This is a genomic window from Nonomuraea longicatena (assembly GCF_039525605.1).
In the GTDB taxonomy this organism is placed as follows: Bacteria; Actinomycetota; Actinomycetes; order Streptosporangiales; family Streptosporangiaceae; genus Nonomuraea; species Nonomuraea longicatena.
Genome location: NZ_BAAAHQ010000011.1, coordinates 74594 through 92607 on the forward strand (window position 1 = coordinate 74594; position 18014 = coordinate 92607).

At 69.6% G+C, this 18014-nt stretch carries 18 protein-coding genes; 9 read left to right on the forward strand and 9 right to left on the reverse strand.

Features of this window, described 5'->3' with window-relative positions; translation table 11 throughout:
* The first annotated feature begins 11 nt into the window (after nt 1–11).
* The 3 genes from ABD120_RS12990 (at nt 12) to ABD120_RS13000 (ending at nt 2305) form a co-directional block, all read left to right on the forward strand.
* Nucleotides 12–1202 carry a helix-turn-helix domain-containing protein gene (locus tag ABD120_RS12990; protein WP_343950078.1) on the forward strand — a complete coding sequence of 397 codons (1191 nt, stop codon included), beginning with the start codon at nt 12–14 and terminating at the stop codon, nt 1200–1202.
* Nucleotides 1203–1568: 366 nt separating this feature from the next.
* Nucleotides 1569–2024: an ATP-binding protein gene (locus tag ABD120_RS12995; RefSeq protein ID WP_343950079.1), complete on the forward strand. Its 456-nt coding sequence runs from the start codon at nt 1569–1571 to the stop codon at nt 2022–2024.
* Nucleotides 2025–2098: 74 nt separating this feature from the next.
* Entirely contained in the window at nt 2099–2305 is a 207-nt protein-coding gene (locus ABD120_RS13000) for a hypothetical protein (protein ID WP_343950080.1), read from the forward strand.
* Between the two features lie 177 nt (nt 2306–2482).
* Here the strand turns inward: ABD120_RS13000 and ABD120_RS13005 are convergent, their stop codons facing one another.
* Complete coding sequence (locus tag ABD120_RS13005) at nt 2483–3247, reverse strand: helix-turn-helix domain-containing protein (protein ID WP_343950081.1); 765 nt, start codon at nt 3245–3247, stop codon at nt 2483–2485.
* Nucleotides 3248–3361: 114 nt separating this feature from the next.
* Here ABD120_RS13005 and ABD120_RS13010 point away from each other — a divergent pair, with 114 nt between their 5' ends.
* Nucleotides 3362–3607 carry a hypothetical protein gene (locus ABD120_RS13010; RefSeq protein ID WP_343950082.1) on the forward strand — a complete coding sequence of 82 codons (246 nt, stop codon included), beginning with the start codon at nt 3362–3364 and terminating at the stop codon, nt 3605–3607.
* Between the two features lie 59 nt (nt 3608–3666).
* Nucleotides 3667–3891, forward strand: a complete 225-nt coding sequence (locus ABD120_RS13015; protein ID WP_343950083.1) for a hypothetical protein — start codon at nt 3667–3669, stop codon at nt 3889–3891.
* A gap of 128 nt (nt 3892–4019) precedes the next feature.
* On the opposite strand, the gene ABD120_RS13020 is transcribed toward ABD120_RS13015, so the two are convergent.
* Entirely contained in the window at nt 4020–4457 is a 438-nt protein-coding gene (locus ABD120_RS13020) for a hypothetical protein (protein WP_343950084.1), read from the reverse strand.
* Between the two features lie 110 nt (nt 4458–4567).
* Here ABD120_RS13020 and ABD120_RS13025 point away from each other — a divergent pair, with 110 nt between their 5' ends.
* A complete protein-coding gene (locus ABD120_RS13025; protein ID WP_343950085.1) occupies nt 4568–4969 on the forward strand; it encodes a nuclear transport factor 2 family protein in 402 nt (133 codons plus the stop codon).
* Here the strand turns inward: ABD120_RS13025 and ABD120_RS13030 are convergent, their stop codons facing one another.
* The gene (locus ABD120_RS13030) at nt 4970–5800 is read right to left on the reverse strand and encodes an ABC transporter permease (protein ID WP_343950086.1); all 831 of its coding nucleotides are present in this window, start codon (nt 5798–5800) and stop codon (nt 4970–4972) included.
* On the reverse strand, nt 5797–6744 hold the full coding sequence (locus ABD120_RS13035; protein ID WP_343950087.1) for an ATP-binding cassette domain-containing protein: 948 nt from the start codon (nt 6742–6744) through the stop codon (nt 5797–5799). The genes ABD120_RS13030 and ABD120_RS13035 overlap by 4 nt, the downstream gene beginning before the upstream one ends.
* A 66-nt stretch (nt 6745–6810) precedes the next feature.
* On the opposite strand from ABD120_RS13035, the gene ABD120_RS13040 reads away from it, so the two are divergent.
* Nucleotides 6811–7380 carry a TetR family transcriptional regulator gene (locus tag ABD120_RS13040; protein ID WP_343950304.1) on the forward strand — a complete coding sequence of 190 codons (570 nt, stop codon included), beginning with the start codon at nt 6811–6813 and terminating at the stop codon, nt 7378–7380.
* Between the two features lie 71 nt (nt 7381–7451).
* On the opposite strand, the gene ABD120_RS13045 is transcribed toward ABD120_RS13040, so the two are convergent.
* Nucleotides 7452–7988: a hypothetical protein gene (locus ABD120_RS13045; protein ID WP_343950088.1), complete on the reverse strand. Its 537-nt coding sequence runs from the start codon at nt 7986–7988 to the stop codon at nt 7452–7454.
* Between the two features lie 125 nt (nt 7989–8113).
* Here ABD120_RS13045 and ABD120_RS13050 point away from each other — a divergent pair, with 125 nt between their 5' ends.
* Nucleotides 8114–10750 carry an AfsR/SARP family transcriptional regulator gene (locus tag ABD120_RS13050; protein ID WP_343950089.1) on the forward strand — a complete coding sequence of 879 codons (2637 nt, stop codon included), beginning with the start codon at nt 8114–8116 and terminating at the stop codon, nt 10748–10750.
* A gap of 4 nt (nt 10751–10754) precedes the next feature.
* On the opposite strand, the gene ABD120_RS13055 is transcribed toward ABD120_RS13050, so the two are convergent.
* Both ABD120_RS13055 and ABD120_RS13060 read right to left on the reverse strand, forming a co-directional pair.
* Nucleotides 10755–12269: an MFS transporter gene (locus ABD120_RS13055; protein WP_343950090.1), complete on the reverse strand. Its 1515-nt coding sequence runs from the start codon at nt 12267–12269 to the stop codon at nt 10755–10757.
* Between the two features lie 68 nt (nt 12270–12337).
* On the reverse strand, nt 12338–12835 hold the full coding sequence (locus ABD120_RS13060; protein ID WP_343950091.1) for a GNAT family N-acetyltransferase: 498 nt from the start codon (nt 12833–12835) through the stop codon (nt 12338–12340).
* Nucleotides 12836–13190: 355 nt separating this feature from the next.
* Between ABD120_RS13060 and ABD120_RS13065 the strand changes: the two genes are divergently transcribed.
* Entirely contained in the window at nt 13191–13928 is a 738-nt protein-coding gene (locus ABD120_RS13065) for a PIG-L deacetylase family protein (RefSeq protein ID WP_343950092.1), read from the forward strand.
* 64 nt (nt 13929–13992) lie between these two features.
* On the opposite strand, the gene ABD120_RS13070 is transcribed toward ABD120_RS13065, so the two are convergent.
* The gene (locus tag ABD120_RS13070; protein WP_343950093.1) at nt 13993–15918 is read right to left on the reverse strand and encodes a leucine-rich repeat domain-containing protein; all 1926 of its coding nucleotides are present in this window, start codon (nt 15916–15918) and stop codon (nt 13993–13995) included.
* Nucleotides 15919–15977: 59 nt separating this feature from the next.
* Nucleotides 15978–17930: a leucine-rich repeat domain-containing protein gene (locus ABD120_RS13075; protein WP_343950094.1), complete on the reverse strand. Its 1953-nt coding sequence runs from the start codon at nt 17928–17930 to the stop codon at nt 15978–15980.
* Between the last annotated feature and the right edge of the window lie 84 nt (nt 17931–18014).

Consider the following 18014-nt stretch of genomic DNA (forward strand, 5'->3'; position numbering starts at 1 on the left):
GGTGGGCACTCATGATCAGAGACATTCCTTCCGGTGAATCCACAGGGCAGCGGGTCGCTCACTGGCGCAAGACCCGTGGGTTCACCCAGAAAGGGCTGGCCGGCGCCGCGCATCTGTCCGCCTCCTACATCTCAAAGGTCGAAAAGGGGTTCAAAGCACCCACGCCCGCGTTCGTCTCCGCAGTCGCCCGCGCGCTGCGGGTCGATCCCACGCTGCTGTACGGCCAACCGTTCGCCGACGCCAAGGACGACCCCGTCCAGGACGTGATCCCGGCCATTCGGCGAGCGTTCGCTTTCACCGAGTTCACCGCGCCGGAACTCGGCGCGCCACCCCGCCCCGTGGGTGCGTTGGACGCCGAGGCCAGGCGACTGCGCGGACTCCAGTCCGACGGCGCTTTCAGTGCGGTCGGCGTCCGCCTGCCCGCACTGTTGGAAGAGGCGGCGGTGCGTGCGATCGAGACCGACCGGCCCGAAGCCTGGCGCGTCCTCAACATGGGGACGGGGGTCGCCATCTCGATGGCGCGTCGGCTCGGTTACCCCGACCTGGCGCAACTCGGTGTGGAGAAGGCGGTCCAGGCCGCCCGCCGCGCCGACGACTCCACGCTGGTGCATCTGACGACTCTGCCGCTGTCACTGCTGATGATCGCCCGGGGCGAATGGGACACCGCGCTGGCCATGGTGCGGCGCGCGGCCTCCGCCGTCGATCAGACCCATCCGGACGGCCGCGCCGTCTACGGCTCCCTGCACCTGCGGGCGGCCATCTCGGCCGCACGAGCCGGAAAAGAAGGCGAGGCGTGGGAACACCACGGCATCGCCACCGAGGTAGCCGGGGAACTGGTCGCGGCCCAGGCGCCCGATACGCACCTGCTGATGGTCAATCCCGCCAACGCCTCCATCCATGGCTGCGCCATCGCCATCGACGTGGCCGACTACGACAAGGCCATACGCCTTGATCAGGAAATCACTTTTCCGAGGAGTCTGGTAGCTGAGCGGATAACCCATCACCACGTCGACATGGCGCGTGCCGAGTTGTGGCTGGGCCGGCACAAGCAAGCCTTCAAGCGCATCCTCAAGGCCGAACAGTTGGCACCGATGATGACCCGCTACCACCCGACCGCCCGCGAGACGGTCATGCAGATGGAACGCCATCGCTACACCGTCCCGGAGCCGCTGCGCCAGTTGATGCGCCGCATGGGCATGTGAGCTAGAACAGCGGGTCCGTTCGTCAAGGGGCAGAGCTTTCACAACTGGTGAAAACTTTGCCCCTTGCGCGTTCCTACAGTCGAAGCATCAAGGCTCCACGCGCCCGTGACCACTGTCGGAGGGCAGCACGTTCGTGGGCCGATCGGCGACAAATCGGGCTCGCCGCACGCGTCGGAAGCGGTGTGGCGAGCCCTTGATCAGGAACAGAGGTCCTGACCCATGCCCAACCCTAGACCAGACTGTACAACTGCCACCAAGACCATCGAAACGGGGCACACCCCATCTGTCGCTCTCGGCTCGGCTGAATCGCCCGTCACCTGTCGTTCGGCAGGGACATCCTGTGATCACATAGGAGGTTGCCGGGTGATGGCCACCGCATCCGTCCAGGCACCAAGCGTCCTGACGTTGGCGTTGCCGCAGAGTCCCGAGTCCATCGGGAAAGCCCGTCGTGTGGTTCGCGGCGTCCTGACCGCACGTGGCTGGCCCGAAGAGCTGGTCGCTTCGGCCGTGCTCGTGGTTTGCGAACTCGTCACGAACGCGGTCGTCCACGGGCTTCCGCCGGTCGGGCTGCGGGTGCAGGTGGTCTCCGGGTTCGTCGCAGGGCGGGTCACCGACCGGTCGTCGGAACGGCCCATCCTGGCTGCGGCCGATGTCGAGGCTGAGGGCGGTCGTGGCCTGGCGATCGTGCAGGCGATGGCCGACCGCTGGGGCACGTACCCGCTGCCTGGGAGTGAAGGGAAGGCTGTCTGGTTCGAGTTCCGGGGCCCTCCCGATCCTGTACGCCTCGCGCGGTCGTCGCCGGTCACAAGGTCGCGATCATGAACGATGTCCTCGAAGCGTGCTTGAGTCCGCATGTGGCGGCCATGCGCCGGGACTGTCGGCGCCTGGAGTGGAATGTGGTCCGTTCGGGGCGGGTGCGGGTGGTCGTCTGGACGTGTTCGTGCCGGGCGACGGTGTACGAGTTGTGTGCGTCGGGCGGGCGGGCCTTCATCCGGCGGACGGTACAGGCGGAGCCGGTGGCGGTGATCTGTGAGACCCCGTGGGGGCCGCCTCGGGAGGCGTGGGAGATCTGGGCGGCTCTGCTCGCCGGACGTGCCCGCTGAGCCAGCTCTCGTAGGCGGTGGTCGGCCGCCTACGAGAGCGTGGCCTGATCGTTCCTGGCGACGCCGAGCTTTCGATCGTCGGTATGTCGATGCCTCAGCGCCGACGCTGTGGAGATGATCGGGAAGGCCCACCCCGTGCCAGGGTGGCAGGGTCGGAGTGGTGGGGTATTCGGGCCGCTAGACACTCGGTCGCTGGGGCTGGCGCCACACCTCGCGGCCGGTGCTCCACAGCTCTGAGGCGTGGTAGGCGAAGCGGTCGAAGAGGCCGTCGTCCTGGTATCGGCGCAGGTGCAGCATCGGGGAGTCATGCCCGACGAGCTTGGCCAAATGCGGTGTCACGAGCATCTCGGCGTCGAAGCGGAAGACGCTCATGGCGATGTGGTCGTCGCCGAACCGGGCCTCGACTCCTGGGACGTCCCGTAGCTGCTCGATCTCCGAGAGCGTGATGCGGATGCGGGTGGACACGGTCAGCGGTACGTTCTCCACCTCCTCGCGGTGGCGGGTCACCTCACTTTCCGGGTCGCCGAGGAGGAATCGGATCTTGCACCCCTGCTGCGCCTTGCGTTCGAGGACTTTGGCCAGATTCGGGTGTTCCAGCCATAGGAAGTAGTTCGTGTATCCGGCGAGGACGATCTCGTTGCGACCGGTGTTGATGAGGTTGCGCCAGATGGATTTCGGGCATGCGGAACGATAGGGATAAACGGTCAGCACTTCTCTATCTGGCCCCGTTTTCACCGTATTTCGAATTGCGTCTGGCCAAAGCATGGCTGTCTCAACTCCCAGTGCCTCCGCAGCGGCCCATTGATGCCGCTGGTGCGGAATGCGAGTTTCGTCCTGCAACCAGCGTTCCACCGTTTTGACGTCCACTCCACACCGGTGGGCCAGGGCTTGGTTGGTGACCTGCGCGTCGAGCAGGGCACGGCGTAGGGCGACGTTGGCCACGGTGCACCTCGTAGGGCGAAGGACGCCAGGGACGTTCTGAGCGTAACGCTGTAACGTCCTGGACGTCTCGACAATGGGGTGGGTTCGTCACCTCCGAGTAAGCACGCTGGATGTATGTCGAAGCCGATTCTTCTCGAAGATCTACAGGAAGCCTTTCCCGGTTGGTGCATCTGGCGAAGCTCGGCGGGACGCCTGTGGGCGACTCGGAACGGACGGCGCCTTACGCAGCGGGAACATGAAATAGGTCTCTTCCAGACGCTCGATGCCGACGATGTGCCCCAACTCGCTTCGCTACTGAAGGAGCAGGAGCGGGTGGAACAGGCACACATCGCGAATCCGGCCAGCGGTGATACCCCATGATCTCTCTCGACGAATGTCTCAGTCCGCATGTGGCGGTGATGCGCCGGGGTCGCGGGCGCTTGGAGTGGCATGCGGTCCGCTCTGGGCGGCACCGGGTGCGGGTGGTCGCCTGGACGTGTTCGTGCCGGGCGACGGTGTACGAGCTGTGCGTGTCGGGTGGCCGGGCCTTCATCCGGCGGACGGTGCAGGCGGAGCCGGTGGCGGTGATCTCCGAGACCGCGTGGGGGGTACCTCGGGAGGCGTGGGAGATCTGGGCGGCTCTGCTCGCGGGGGGTGTCCGCTGAGCCGGCCCTCGTGGCGATAATCGACCGCCCGTGAGATCGGCGAGCACACCCCGCCCACCGTAGAGGCGAAGCACGTGCCGAGGGACCGTCCCCGCGTGCGCCGGGGAGGTCTCTCGCGAGTGGTGATGTTACGACCGGAAGCGTTCGTGGGCGGCCTGTTTGGTGATGCCCATCGCCTGGCCGATCTCCGACCAGGATGAGCCGCCGGCTCTGGCGGCGGCGACGGCCTGGTCGAGGAGGGTGCGCTGCCAGCTCTCGACCTGCGACAGCAGGGTGAGGGCCGCCAGCGGACGGTCGCCCGCGAGCTTGACGATCTGCTCGCACAGCAGGTTGGACTTGACCACCAGCCAACTGGGCGCGGCGGCCTGTAGCAGCGGACCGGCGTGCCGGTACCAGCGTTCCTCCGCGTCCTTCGCCCCGGCGGGCGTCGGGGGATGGCGGCGGCCGTCGGCCCAGCCGCACGAGCAGGCGCCCTGGTAGCCGATGTAGTCCTTGGTGAACGCGCCGGTGCTGCCCGTCGGGCAGCACCGGCGCCGCGAACCCTTCGTGGCCGGGGATGTCGGCAAGCTTCAACGTCATAACCGTCAGGATGCCCTGACGACTACAACAAGGGGGTTGCCGAATCGTATGCTGTACGGTACGTTGTACGGCATACGATGAAATGGAGCGTGCATACATGACGGCATTCACCACCTACACCCCCACCGACGCCGACGTCCGTTCGGTCCTCGACTGGTTCGGGCGTTACGACGCGCTGGTCAGGAAGGGCGAGGTGGAGAGCATGGCGGACATGGCCATGTTCCCGCTGAACAACGTCACCGACGACGCCGAAGGCAACGGCAAGGCCACGCCCGGCACGAGGGAGGAGTTCGTGCGTGACATGGCCCAGATCGTCAGCGACGTGGAGATCCACTCGACCCGCACGCCGCACTTCCTGTCGGCGTCGCTGGTCTTCGTGGTGACCGAGGCGTACTTCACCGTGGAGGGTCAGACCCAGCACATGCGCTACGGCGACCTGCTGGTCAAGAACGGCGGCGTCTGGTACTTCCAGACGATGGTCCAGGGCGGATGGGGATGATCACTTCCGGTCGAGCCGCCGGTAGGTGCGCGCCGACAGCGGCAGGAAGATCGCGGTGACCAGCACAGGCCAGCCGATCGCCAGCAGTACGGCGTGCTGCGCGGCCCACGAGTCGCCGCCCCAGCCGGGGTTGCCGAACAGCTCCCGGCACGCGTTCACCGTCGCGGACACCGGATTCCACTCGGCCACGAAGCCGAGCACGGCCGGCATCTGCGACGGTGACGCGAACGTGCTGGCCGTCATGGTCAGCGGCAGCAGCACCATCCAGGAGGCACCGGCCGCCTCCGGCGTGAGCCTGAGACCGAGATAGATGCCGACCCAGACCAGCGAGAAGCGCAGCAGGAACAGCAGCCCGATCGCCGCGAGCGCCTTGCCGGGCCCGTTGTTCCAGTTCCAGCCGATGAGCAGGCCGCACCCGACGAGTACGGCCAGCTCGATCGCCGAGCCGACCATGTCGGCCAGCGCCCGCCCGAGCACGATCCCGGACTGTGAGACCGGCATCGAACGGTACCTGTCGGTCACGCCTCGGGCGGACTGCTGGGCCACCACGATGATGGTGGTGCCCACGCCGACGGCCATGGTCTGGGCGAACATCCCGGGCATCAGGAACTCGCGGTAGTCGCCGCCGCCGGCGACCGTCATGGCGCTGCCGAAGACGTACCCGAACATCAGCACCATGATCAGCGGGTACAACATCGCCCCGATGAGCGCCGCCGGGTTGCGCACCAGGCCGATCAGGTTGCCCTGGGCCAGGGTCCAGCCGTCGGAGAACATCCAGCCCAGGCGCTGGGCGGCGGTCGTGGGGACGATCGGGGCCGGAAGGGCGCTCATGCCGCAGTCCTCTCGCCGGTGATGGACAGGAAGACCTCGTCCAGCGTGGGACGCCGCAGGGCGATGTCCTCGACCTCCACGCCGGACTCCTCCAGCCGCCGCATGACCTCGGTCAGCGTGCCGAGCCGGTCGGCGACCGGGGCGTTGAGCCTGCGCGCGTCCTTCTCGACCACGGCAGGCTTGCCGGTGGCCGTCGTCAGCACCTGCTCGGCGACCGGCAGGTCGGCGGCGTCGCGCAGCACCAGGTCGATCTGGTCGCCGCCGACCCGTGACTTGAGTTGGTCCGGCGTCCCCTCGGCGACCACCCGGCCCCTGTCGATGACCGCGATCTGGTCGGCGAGCCGGTCGGCCTCCTCCAGATACTGCGTCGTGAGCAGCACCGAACTCCCTGTGGACACCAGCGTCCGTACGGCGTGCCACACCTCGCTGCGGTTGCGCGGGTCGAGCCCGGTGGTGGGCTCGTCGAGGAACAGCACCTCCGGCGCCAGGATGAAGCTGGCCGCGAGGTCCAGCCGCCTGCGCATGCCGCCCGAGTAGTGCTTGATGCGCTTGTCGGCCGCCTCGGTCAGCCCGAACTGCTCCAGTAGTTCGTCGGCCCTGGCGGCGGCGGTCCTGGCGCCGAGGTGGTAGAGCCGTCCCCACGTTCTGAGGTTCTCCCGGCCGGTGAGGATCTCGTCGACGGCGGGTTCCTGGCCGGCGAGCCCGATCCGGTAGCGCACCTCGGCCGCCTGCTTGGCGACGTCGAACCCGGCCACGCGGGCCCGGCCGCCGTCGGCGCGCAGCAGCGTGGACATGATGCGGACCGAGGTGGTCTTGCCCGCCCCGTTGGGACCGAGCAGTGCGCACACCGTGCCCTCCCGGACGGCCAGGTTGAACCCGTCGAGCGCGTAGGCGTCGCCGTACCTCTTGCGGAGCTCCTCCGCAAGCACTGAATAAGACTCCATGACTCAAAAATAGGACTCTAATGTCTCAAAGTCAATCTCGTATGTTACGCTTTGGGAGTGAGTAGTATGAGCCCGGAGTCGGGTACCCGCAGTCGTACGCGGCGCGCCATCCTGGCAGCTGCCGCCGCAGTCCTCGCCCGCGACCGAGCGGCGACACTCGCCGACATCGCCGACGCCGCCGACGTGGCCCGTAGCACGCTCCACCGGTACTTCACCGACCGCGACGAACTCGTCAGAGCGGCGATCGTCGACTCGCTGTCGATGGTCGAGGAGCAGCAGAAGGCCGCCGCGATCGACCAGGGCCCGGCGGACGAGGCCATGCGCAGGCTGCTGGTCGCCATGGTCGACGCGGGCGAGCGCCTGGCGTTCCTGTTCGCCGATCCCGACCTCGCCAAGACGCTCGACCAGGCGAAATGGGATCCCGACCCGGCCGTCCCCGGCACCCTCGACCTGATCAGACGGGGGCAGGCCGAGGGCGTCTTCGACCCCGGGCAGAAGCCGGAGTGGGTCCAGCGGGTGATCTGGGCGCTGACCTATTCCGGGTGGGAGGCGGGCGAGAAGGGCGAACTGGCCAGGCACGAGATCGCCGGAGCGGTGATCCGCACCTTCGAGGCCGGTACGCTGACCCGGCCCTGAGCCGTGGGCCGCGCGACGGCCTGAGCCGTAGGCTACGCGTCGCGGCCTGAGTCGTCGGCCGCGCAACGCGGCTAGACGACCGGGCCGACCGCGCGCACGACGATGGTGTGCGAGCCGAGCGACAGATCCACCTGATAGGCGTAGCAGCCGGGCGCCCTGACGCGCGTGAGCGACGGATACTGCCGCCAGCCGCCCGGCGAGGCGTCGGTGACCGGGTCGAGCAGCAGTTCGCGGACCACCGGATCGTCGAACCCGAGCCGGCCGGGCGCGTCGATCCGCCGCCCCCTGACCAGGACGGGCTCGGTCACCGTCGGGTCGACGGCCCAGGCGACCTTCTGCGCTCCCCAGTCCAGGGTCTTCAGCAGGTTGCCCTCGGAGGGGGCGTAGTACTCCACGCGGGCGGAGGTGATCGGACCGGCCGGGCCGCCGCCGAGGACCGGGGCGGTGTCCGGGTCGGGGGTGGCGGTCGTGGTGGAGACCGGGCAGGTGGCGCCGGGCGCCAGCATGGGCTGCTCCCACGCCCGGCGCAGACCGGCGGCCGGGTCGCCCTCCACGGGCACCGCCGTACAGCCGACGGCCAGAGCGAGGACCACGAGTGTGAGTCTCATGCCCCCTCTACCCGGAGGTGGGCCGAATGGTTCTCGGTCGGGCGGCCGGTGGCGGGAGAGGCGGGCCGAATGGTTCTCGCGGGTGGGAGGGCGGATGTCGGGTTCTGGGCGGATACTCTGATTCTGTGCGTTTCGGGGTCCTAGGTGCGGTGACCGTACACGCCGGTGGTGAACGGGTTCACGTGCCCGAGGCCAAGGTCCGTACGCTGCTGGCCGTGCTGCTCGCCCACCGGGGCAGGCCGTTGTCCGTCGCGCGCCTCGTCGAGCAGATCTGGGGCGACGATCCGCCCGAGCATCCGGCGCCCGCCCTCCAACGCAAGATCTGGCAGCTTCGCCGTACCCTCGACCAGGCGGAGCCCGGCGCCAGGGCGCTGGTCGAGTCGCGCCCGCCCGGCTACGCGCTGCGGGTGGAGGAGACCGCCGTCGACGCCGGGAGCTTCCGCGCCCTCACCGGCCGGGCGCGGGAGAGCGCGGACCCGCGCGAGCGCGCCCGGTTGCTCACCGAGGCGCTCGGGCTGTGGCGCGGCCCCGCGTACGCCGACTTCACCGAGGCGGACTTCGCCCGCGCCGAGATCAACCGGCTGGAGGAGGAACGCCTGCTCGCCGTCGAGGAGCGCGCCGAAGCGCTGCTGGAGGCGGGCGAGCACGACCGGGTCGTCGCCGAGCTGGGCGAACTGGTGGCCGCCCACCCCGTCCGCGAACGCTTGCGGGCCGCGCACATGCGCGCCCTCCACCGCCTCGGACGGCAGAGCGAGGCCCTCGGCAGCTTCCGCGAACTGCGCTCCCACCTGCGCGAGGAGCAAGGCGTGGACCCAGAGCCCGCCGTCGTCGCCCTCCACCAGGAGATCCTGGAGCAGCGCGTCGCGGGCGGCTCCGGCGGCAACCTGCCCGCCGCGCTCACCCTGCTGGTCGGCAGGGACGACGCGGTCGCCGACGTACGGGCGCTGGTGTCCGAGGGCAGGCTGGTGACGCTCACCGGCTCCGGCGGGGTCGGCAAGACGCGGCTGGCCGTCGCGGCGGCGCAGGGCCTGGTCGGTGAGTACCCCGACGGGGTGTGGCTGGTCGAACTGGCCGGGCCGCGCGAGCCGTCGGAGACCAGCGTGAGCGGCCCGCCCGCCGAGACCGTCGCCGTCACGCTCGACCTCCGCGACGGCGCCGGGCTCGGGCGCGGCGGCCGCGACCAGCGGGCGCCGCGCGGCGAGCTGACCCGGCTGGTGCACGCGGTGCGCGGCTGGCGCGCGCTGCTCATCCTGGACAGTTGCGAACATGTCGTCGATCAGGCCGCCGAACTGGCCGGGGCGCTGCTGCGCGGCGCGCCGGGCATTCGGGTGCTGGCCACGAGCCGGGAACCGCTCGGTCACGCGGGCGAGGTGGTGTGGACGGTGCCGCCGCTCGACGTCCCGGACCCGGACGCCGACCCGGCCGAGATCGCCCGCGCGGGCGCGGTGCGGCTGTTCGTCGCGAGGGCGTCCGCCGCCGCGCCGGGCTTCCGGCTCGACGCGGGCAACGCCGCCGACGTCGCCACCCTCTGCCGCAGACTGGACGGTGTCCCGCTGGCGCTGGAGCTGGCCGCCACCCGTGTGCGCGCGCTCGGCGTGCGGGACGTGCTGTGCCGTCTGGACGACCGGTTCCGGCTGCTCGCCTCCGGACACCGGGGGGCGCCACCGAGGCAGCAGACGCTGCAAGCGGTCATCGACTGGAGCTGGGACCTGCTCACCCCACGGGAACGAGTGCTGCTCAGCCGGTTGGCGATCTTCGGCGAGGGCTTCACGCTGGAGGCCGCCGAAGCCGTCTGCTCCGGCCCCGACCTGCCCGAGGCCGACGTGCCCGACCTGCTGGCCCGGCTGGTCGACCGCTCGCTGGTCGCCGTCGTCGAGGGGCCGCGCTACCGGCTGCTCGAATCGGTCGCCGAGTACGGCCTCCGGCGGCTGTGCGAGGCGGGCGAACTGCCCGCGCTGCGGCGCCGCCACACCCGCCACTACCTGGAGCTGGCCGAGCGTGCGGAGCCGCTGCTGCGCGGCCCGGCCCAGTTCGAGACCACCCGGAGGCTGGACGAGGCCGCCGCCAATCTGCGCCTCGCGCTCGACGGCGCGGTCCGCGAACGGGCCGCCGAGTTCGCGCTGCGGCTGGTCGACGCCCTGGCCTGGTACTGGTTCCTGCGCGGGCGCTGGAGCGAGGCGCTGCGCTCGATGGACTGCGTGCTGGCCATCGACCCGGCGGCGCCCGCCCGGCTCCGGGCTCGGGTCGGCGCCTGGGAGGCCGGGATCACGGTCCTGAACGGCGGCCCGGTCGACCCGCGCGCCGTACTCGGGCGCTTCGACCTGGCCGAGGACCCGTCCGGGCGGGCGCGGGCCGAGTGGTTCCTGAGCTTCGCCCTGTACGGCGGCGACCTGCGCACCGCCGAGTCGCTGGCCGACCGGGCGCTGGCCGGGTTCCGCGCCGTCGGCGACGCGTGGGGCGTCGCGGCCGCGCTGACCACGCGGGCGGCCCAGGCCATCGCCGGGGGCGACCTGGTGACGGCGGAGGACGCGGGCGAGCGCGGGCTGGCCGCTTTCGACCGGATCGGCGATCCGTGGGGACGGCTGTACGCCATGGAGTCGCTCACCGTCCTCGCCGAGGCCCACGGCGACCACGCGCGGGCCCGCCGCCTCCACGAGGAGAGCCTGCGCCTGGCCGACAAACTCGGCCTGCCCGTGGGCACCTGGGCCAGAGGCACGCCGATAGCGGAAGCCGCCCCCCGCAACGCGGACGACTGCCGGTAGGCGTCTACACGAGCGCCTGTTCCCGGTCGCGCAAGTACCTGGCGGTGAGTGCGGCCAGTACCAGGATGATCACGATGCTCGTGTATCCCGCCACCGTCAGCCCCGTCTGGAACGCCGCCCTTGCCGCCGCCAGCACCTCGCCGCCGAGGTCGGCGGGCAGCGTCTGCGCCGCGCCCAGCGCGCCCGGCATGTTGTCGCGCGCCGCCGCCGCGACCGGCTCGGGAACCCCGGCGGGGACCTCCACCCCTCCCCGGTAGACCGCCGTGACGAGCGAGCCCAGCGTCGCCACCCCCAGCGCCATTCCCACCTCGGACGAGGTCTCCGACAGCGAGGAGGCGGCCCCGCTCTTCTCTCTCGGAGCCACTGCGATGACCCGGTCGAGCACCAGGATCAGCAGCGGCCCGATCCCGATGGAGATCACCATGGCGCCGATGACGGCGAGCGCCGGTCCGGAGTCCGTCCGGCTCTGCGCCAGGGTGAACAGCAGCCAGCCGACCGCCATGAGCACCAGGCCGTAGGCGACCGCCCGGTGGGTGCCGATCCGCGCGGCCAGGGCCGGAGCCCCCATCGATCCGATCACGTTGGCCGCCGCGAACGGCACCATCCACAGCCCGGCCTGCAGCGGCGACATCCCCTGAACGAGCTGGAGATACTGGGCCAGGAACAGGATGAGGGCCGCCTGCACCAGCTGTCCCACCGCCATGCTGCCGAGCCCCACGCTGAAGACCCGGTGCCTGAACAACGACAGGTCCATGAGCGGCTTGGCCAGGCCGCGCTGGCGCCGTACGAACAGGATCGCCGCCACCACGCCGATCACGAGCCCGGCCGGAACGGACGGTTGCCAGCCCTCCTTGGCCCCGGTCTTCAGCGCGTACACCAGCGGCAGGATCGCCAGCAGCGAGAGCACCACGCTGAGCGGGTCGAGCCGTCCCGGCTCCGGGTCGCGGAACTCCGGCAGCAGCATCGGCCCGGCCAGCAGCAGCACGACCATGGCGGGCACCCCCAGCAGGAACACCGACCCCCACCAGAACCACTCCAGCAGGATCCCGCTCAACACCGGCCCGAGCGCGCCGCCGACGGCGAAGCAACTGCCCCAGACGCCGATCGCCAGGCCGCGCTGCCTGTCGTTCTGGAACATGTTGCTGATCAGCGCCAGCGTCGAGGGCATCAGCGTGGCACCGGCCACACCCAGCAGCGCGCGCGTCACGATCAGCATCTCGGCGCTGGTGGAGAAGGCGGCGGCCACCGAGGCCAGGCCGAAGGCGGCGGCTCCGATCAGCAGCAGTCTGCGTCTGCCGATGCGGTCGCCCAGCGTCCCCATGGTGATCAGCAGTCCGGCCGTCAGGAAACCGTAGATGTCGAGGATCCACAACTGCTGCGTACCGGTGGCGCCGAGGTCGGCGGCAAGGTGGGGCAAGGCCAGGTGGAGGGCCGTCAGGTCGACCGAGAGCAGGAAGACCGGCATCGTGAGTACGGCGAGGCCCACCCACTCCCGCACCCCGGCACGTGGCTGGGACATGAATCTCTCCTCAATGAGACGTAGGTGAGATTCACGGTGACGGGCCGGACTTTCGGAGCGGTGTCAGTTCACTCCTGGCGGCCGAGTGTCATCTGATACGACGACCACCAGGCGCCGTCCACCTCGACGATCTTCTCCTCGGTGCCGGTGGTGGCGAAGCCGAGGCGCTCGTACAGGCGCAGCGCGCCCTGGTTGTGCGGGTAGACGCCGAGGCTCACGCGCTGGGCGGACGGGTCGGCGAAGGCGGTGCGGACCGCGGCGCGCAGCATGGCCTCGCCGTACCCCTGGCCTCGGGTCTCGGGGGAGATCAGGACGAAGCCGAGCCGTACGGTCTCCCGGTCGGGCAGGTCGCGCAGCATGAAGTGGCCGACGACCGCGCCGGACGGGGTGAGGGCGGTGTGGCCCCGGCGGGTGGGGTCTGCGGCGTAGAAGGCGGTGAGCTGGTCGGCGAGGCCGGGGAGGGTGAAACCGGAGTTGCCCGACCAGGTGTAGAGGGCCCGCTCGTCGTCGATCCACGAGGCCACGCGCGGGGCGTCGGCAGGCTCGAAGGCACGTATCCGGATCATCCGGTCATGCTTCCATAAAGCCGGACATCGAGGGGTGGAGGCGCGGGCGTCGAGGCCGGTGCAGACAAATGTCGGCCCAACGCCCTCGCCTCCTGCGGGTCGCCCCCTCCTAAGTCGAACCCGCATATCGCCAAGTATCGGCGTTGCGGCTCGACTACGCAGGGTGCATAGCAGAATTGGGGGCCATCACTTATCCGACATATCTCGCGGATACGGCGATTCTTCTGCCGAAAGTCGTGGCGCGACGCCCCCGAGCCGCACCCCTGGCGGTCGCGGCCGGTGCATCGGTGGCTCTTGAATACGGGGCGGGGGTATGGGAGTGTCTGGGGAGTTCGCAGGCTCAAAGGAGAGGTTCATGGCTGAACGCGTACTTCTGATCGGCGTTTACGGGATGGAACTGGTGGAGTGCGGCGGCGCGTTGGCCGCCAACGTCGCCGCCGGAGGCGAGTCGTTCGCCACGATGATGCTCTGTCGGGAGCGCATGCAGTCCGACGTCCGCAAGGCCGGAGAGGTGCTCGGCGTCGAGGTCGACTTTCTCGGTTTCCGCAACGGCCACGTGGCCGTGGACGAGGAGCACAAGCGGGCCGTCGTCCGGGCGATCAGGCGCGTACGGCCCACCATCGTGATCACCCAGGACCCCGAGCACTCGCTGGCAGACCTGGACCCCGACCGCAGGCCCGCCATGACCCTGATCCTGGAGGCGCTCGGCCTGGCCAGCCGCGAGTTCGCCCTCGACGAGGGGCTGGACCCGCACCCGGTGCCGACCGTGTACTACATGACCCCGTCCCACCCCAACTGCGTGGTCAACATCGCCCCCTTCTGGGACAAGAAGACCGCCGCGATGGACGTCCTGGAGTCGCAGCTCGAATTCTCCGGGCGGCACTGGAGCGAGCAACTCGACCCCAAGGACGCTGAGGCGCTGGTGCCGGGCTTCGCGGAGCTGGACAGCGACCTCGCGCGGGGCCGCGCGGTGCACCGGGCGCTCGACCGGGCCGTGCACATCTACCACGGCATAGGCCACCACGGGCACTACGCCTTCGCCGAGGCGTACCGGCGTGAGGGCGACTTCCACCTGCCCGCCCTCGTCCGCTGACGCCCCGGCCATGACCGCGACGACCGCCTGTCCTCCCTCCGGGCGGTCGTCGCCTTTCCCTGAGCTACGGGCAGGAGGGGACGTCGCGCAGCGGGCCCAAGTCGGCCAGTTTGGGGCAGCTGCGTATGTACATCGAGCGCAGGTCGGGCATTTCCGGCAGACCGTCGAGGGTGCGCAGTCCTGGGATCGAGAGGATCGTAAGGTCCTCGACCCCGGGCAGCGCGGCCGGCAGGACCCAGGCGTCGAAGTCGTCCACGTAGCCGATGCTGAGCTCTCGTAGTGCGGGCAGTGTGGCCAGCACGGTCAGGTCCTTGACCTGGGGTCCGAAGATGCCCACCGTCGTGATCGACGGGTTACCGGCCAGTTCGTCCAGCGAGGTGAGCCCGGACTCGGGCGAGACGAGGATCTCGGTGAGGGCGGGGAAGGCGGACAGCCATCCGAGACCGGGGAGCGGGCGGTAGGCGATGCCGAGCTTCGTGAGGTGGGGGTGGCCGACCTTGTCCAGGTCCGTCACCGGGTTCTCGCTGAGGAAATCGAGTTCGCGCAGGGCGGGTAGCCCTTCCAGGCCGTTGAGGCTGATCCGCCAGTCAGCGCTGATCGTGAGTTCGGTGAGCGCGTCGAGCCCGTGCAGGTCCGCCAGCGAGGTGATCCGCATCGGCTGGCCGGAATCCATCCTCAGTCTCTTGAGGCCGTGCAACCGGGTGATCTGCCGCAGATCGCGGACGGACGGGCACTTGGAGATCGAGAGTTCTTCGAGTCCGTCACCGAGTGTGGTCAGGTCGTACAGCGCCGGGCAGTCGTACAGGTGCAGTGACCGCACCTCGGGGATGCCGTTGAGTGTGGTGAGCCGCTTGCTGCTGATCTCAAGTTTCGCGAGCGGCGGCAGATCCGCCAGCGGGGTGAGGTCGTGGCTGCGCAGATCCAGGAGCTCCAGTTCCCGTAGGGCGGGCAGGTCGCCGAGCGGGGAGAGGTCCTTCACCTTCGCGCCCAGCTCCACCTGCACCCTGGCGAGGGACGGATGGCCGCGCAGCGCCTCCAGCGAGGTCAGGCCGTGAAAGGCCCAGAGCCTGATCGCGGTCAGGCCGGGGAAGCGGAAGACGATCCCCAGGTCGGTGATCGGGCCGAACGGCAGATCGAGTTCGGAGACCTGCGGATAGGGGCCGCCGCGGTCGAGCCGTTGGAGATCGTCGCAATACTCCAGGGAGAGCTTGCGCAGAGATGGCAGCGCGTCAACGCCGTCAAGCGAGACCAGCTCCGAGCCGACAGTGAGTTCCTCAAGCGCGGGCAGGTCGCGCAGGCCCGTCAGGCTCGCGACCGATGTCCCCCGCAGGTTGAGGCTTCTCAGCCCGGATGCCCCTGACAGCGGGCTCACGTCGCGGATCGCCTCGCAACCGGAGAGATCGAGATGCTCCAGGCGGGCGAACACGGCGGCCCCTGCCAGGCTCGACACCTTCGTCGCGGACAGATCCAGGTAGGTGAGCCGGCACATGCCCAGTAGCGGGGTGAGGTCCTTGATCCGGGTGGCCGCGAGGTGGAGGGATTCCAGGCGGGTCAGGGCGGCGAGCGGGGTGAAGTCGGTGACCTCGCTGGCCCGTTCGAGACGCAGGCTGGTCAGTTCGGTGAGCCCGGCGAGTTCGGAGATGTCCGGGTAGAGGCCCGCTCGCAGCAGGTCGATCATGCGCAGGTTGGTGAGGTGGCGCAGGCCAGGAGGCAGGGAGTCGCCGCTGACCGTCAGTTCGGTACGGCCCTCGCGGACGAAGGCGGGCGCCACGATGAACTCCGCGAACCCGTCGGGGTCGGGGGTCTTCTGCCAGATCTTCAGCAGTCGTTCCGTGGGCGGTAAGGCGATCTCGGCGAACTCGCCGGCGAGTTCGAGCGCGGGCCGGGTGACGTGCGGCGCGACGATGGCGAGTTCGCGGACGGCTTTCCACGCGCGGGTCGGGGTCGCCTTGGGGAGCAGGGCGCGCAGCGCCGGAAGGTTCGGGACCATGCCGCCGCACTCTATCCACGGAGACCGACAGTCCAGGCCCTGCTCCTCATGAGGGCGACCTACGCCAGCTTGGGGCAGTCGGAGATCTCTGCGGGGACGTCGCGCAGCGGGCCCAGGTCGCTCAGCTTGGGGCAGTAGGAGATGTGCGCATAGCGCAGGTCGGGCATTTTCGGCAGGCCGTCGAGGGTGCGCGTTCCGGGGACCGAGAGGATGGAAAGCTTCTCGACCCCGGGCAGCGCGGCTGGCAGAACCCAGGTGTCGAAGTCGTCCACGTCGCCGATTCTGAGTTCGCGCAGGGCGGGCAGTGTGGCCAGTACGGACAGGTCCTTGACCTGGGGCCCGAAGAGGCCCACCGTCGTGATCGACGGGTTGCCGGCCAGTTCGTCCAGGGAGGTGATCCCGGACTCCGGCGAGATGAGGATCTCGGTGAGGGCGGGGAAGGCCGACAGCCATCCCAGACCGGGGAGCGGGCGGTAGGCGAGGTCGAGTTTCTTGAGGTGGGGGTGGCCGACCTTGTCCAGGTCCGTCACCGGGTTCTTGCCGGGGAAATCGAGTTCGCGCAGGGCGGGTAGCCTCTCCAGGCCGTTGAGGCTGATCGGCTCGTGAGCGCCGATCGTGAGTTCGGTGAGGGCGTCGAGTCCGCGCAGGTCCGCGAGCGAGTTGATCCGTATCGGGTGGCCGCCATCCATCCTCAGCCTCTTGAGGCCGCGTAGCCGGGTGATCTGCCGCAGCTCCCGGACGGACGAGTACATCGTGATCGTGAGTTCTTCGACCCACTCGCCGAGCGCGGTCAGGTCGCTCAGCGCCGGGCAGCCGTCCAGGTGCAGTGACCGTACCTCGGGGATGCCGTTGAGTCTGATGAGCTGGTTGCTGCCGCTGATCTCAAGTTTCGCGAGCGGCGGCAGACCTGCCAGCTGGCTGAGATCACGGCGGCGCACATTGAAGAGCTCCAGTTCCCGCAGTGCCGGCAGGTCGCCGAGGGGGGAGAGATCCTTCAGCCTCGTCGTCAGGGTGAGCTGCACCTTGGCGAGCGACGGATGGCCTCTCAGCGGCTCCAGCGAGGTCACGTGGTTGGAGGCCGAGAGACTGATCTCGGTCACGCTCGGGAACCGGGAGACGATGCTCAGATCGGGCAGCGAGGTGAAGCGCAGGTCGAGTTCGGTGACCTGAGGATGGGGGCCGCCAGGGGCGAGGTGTTTCAGATCGGACCCCGGTCCGAAGGCGAGTTTACGCAACGACGGGAGCGCGTCGAGGCCGTCGAGCGAGACCAGTTTCTCGCCGACGGTGAGCTCTTCCAGCGCGGGCAGGTCACGCAGGCCAGTGAGGTCGGTGACCGACGTCCAGGACACGTCGAGCGATCTCAGGTTGGACGCCCCTGACAATGGGCGCACATCGTCGATCGCATCGCAACTCGTGACATCGAGCTCGGTGAGATGAGGGAAGGCATCGACGAAGCCTTCGAGGCTTGCCACCTTGGTCCGTGACAAGTTCAGGCGGGCGAGGCGGCGCAGGCCGAGGAGCGGGGAGAGATCGCTGATCCGGGTGTCCCCGAGGTCGAGATTCTCCAGCCGGGTCAGCTCGGCGAGGGGCGAGAAGTCGGTGATCCGGACGGCTCCGCGCAGACTCAGTGCGGTCAGCTCGGTGAGGCCGGAAAGCTCGGAGACGTCGATGTAGTCGGCGCTTCGCGACAGCTCGACCCTGCGCAGGTTGGTGAGGTGGCGCAGGCCGACCGGCAGGGAGCTCCCTTTGACCGGCAGCTCGGTACGGCCCTCGCGGACGAAGGCGGGCGCCACGATGAACTCCGCGAACCCGTCGGGGTCCGGGGTCTTCTGCCAGATCTTCAGCAGCCGCTTCGTGGGAGGTAAGGCGATCTCGGCGAACTCGCCGGCGAGTTCGAGCGCGGGCCGGGTGACGTGCGGCGCGACGATGGCGAGTTCGCGCACAGCCCGCCAGGCGCGGGTCGGGGTCGCGGTGGGGAGCAGGGCGCGCAACGCCGGGAGGTTCGGGATCATGCCGCCGCACCTTACCCATGGAGGCCGACAGTCGGGACCCGTGGAGGAACGGTACCGGGTTTCGCTGGGGGCGACAGTGTCGGG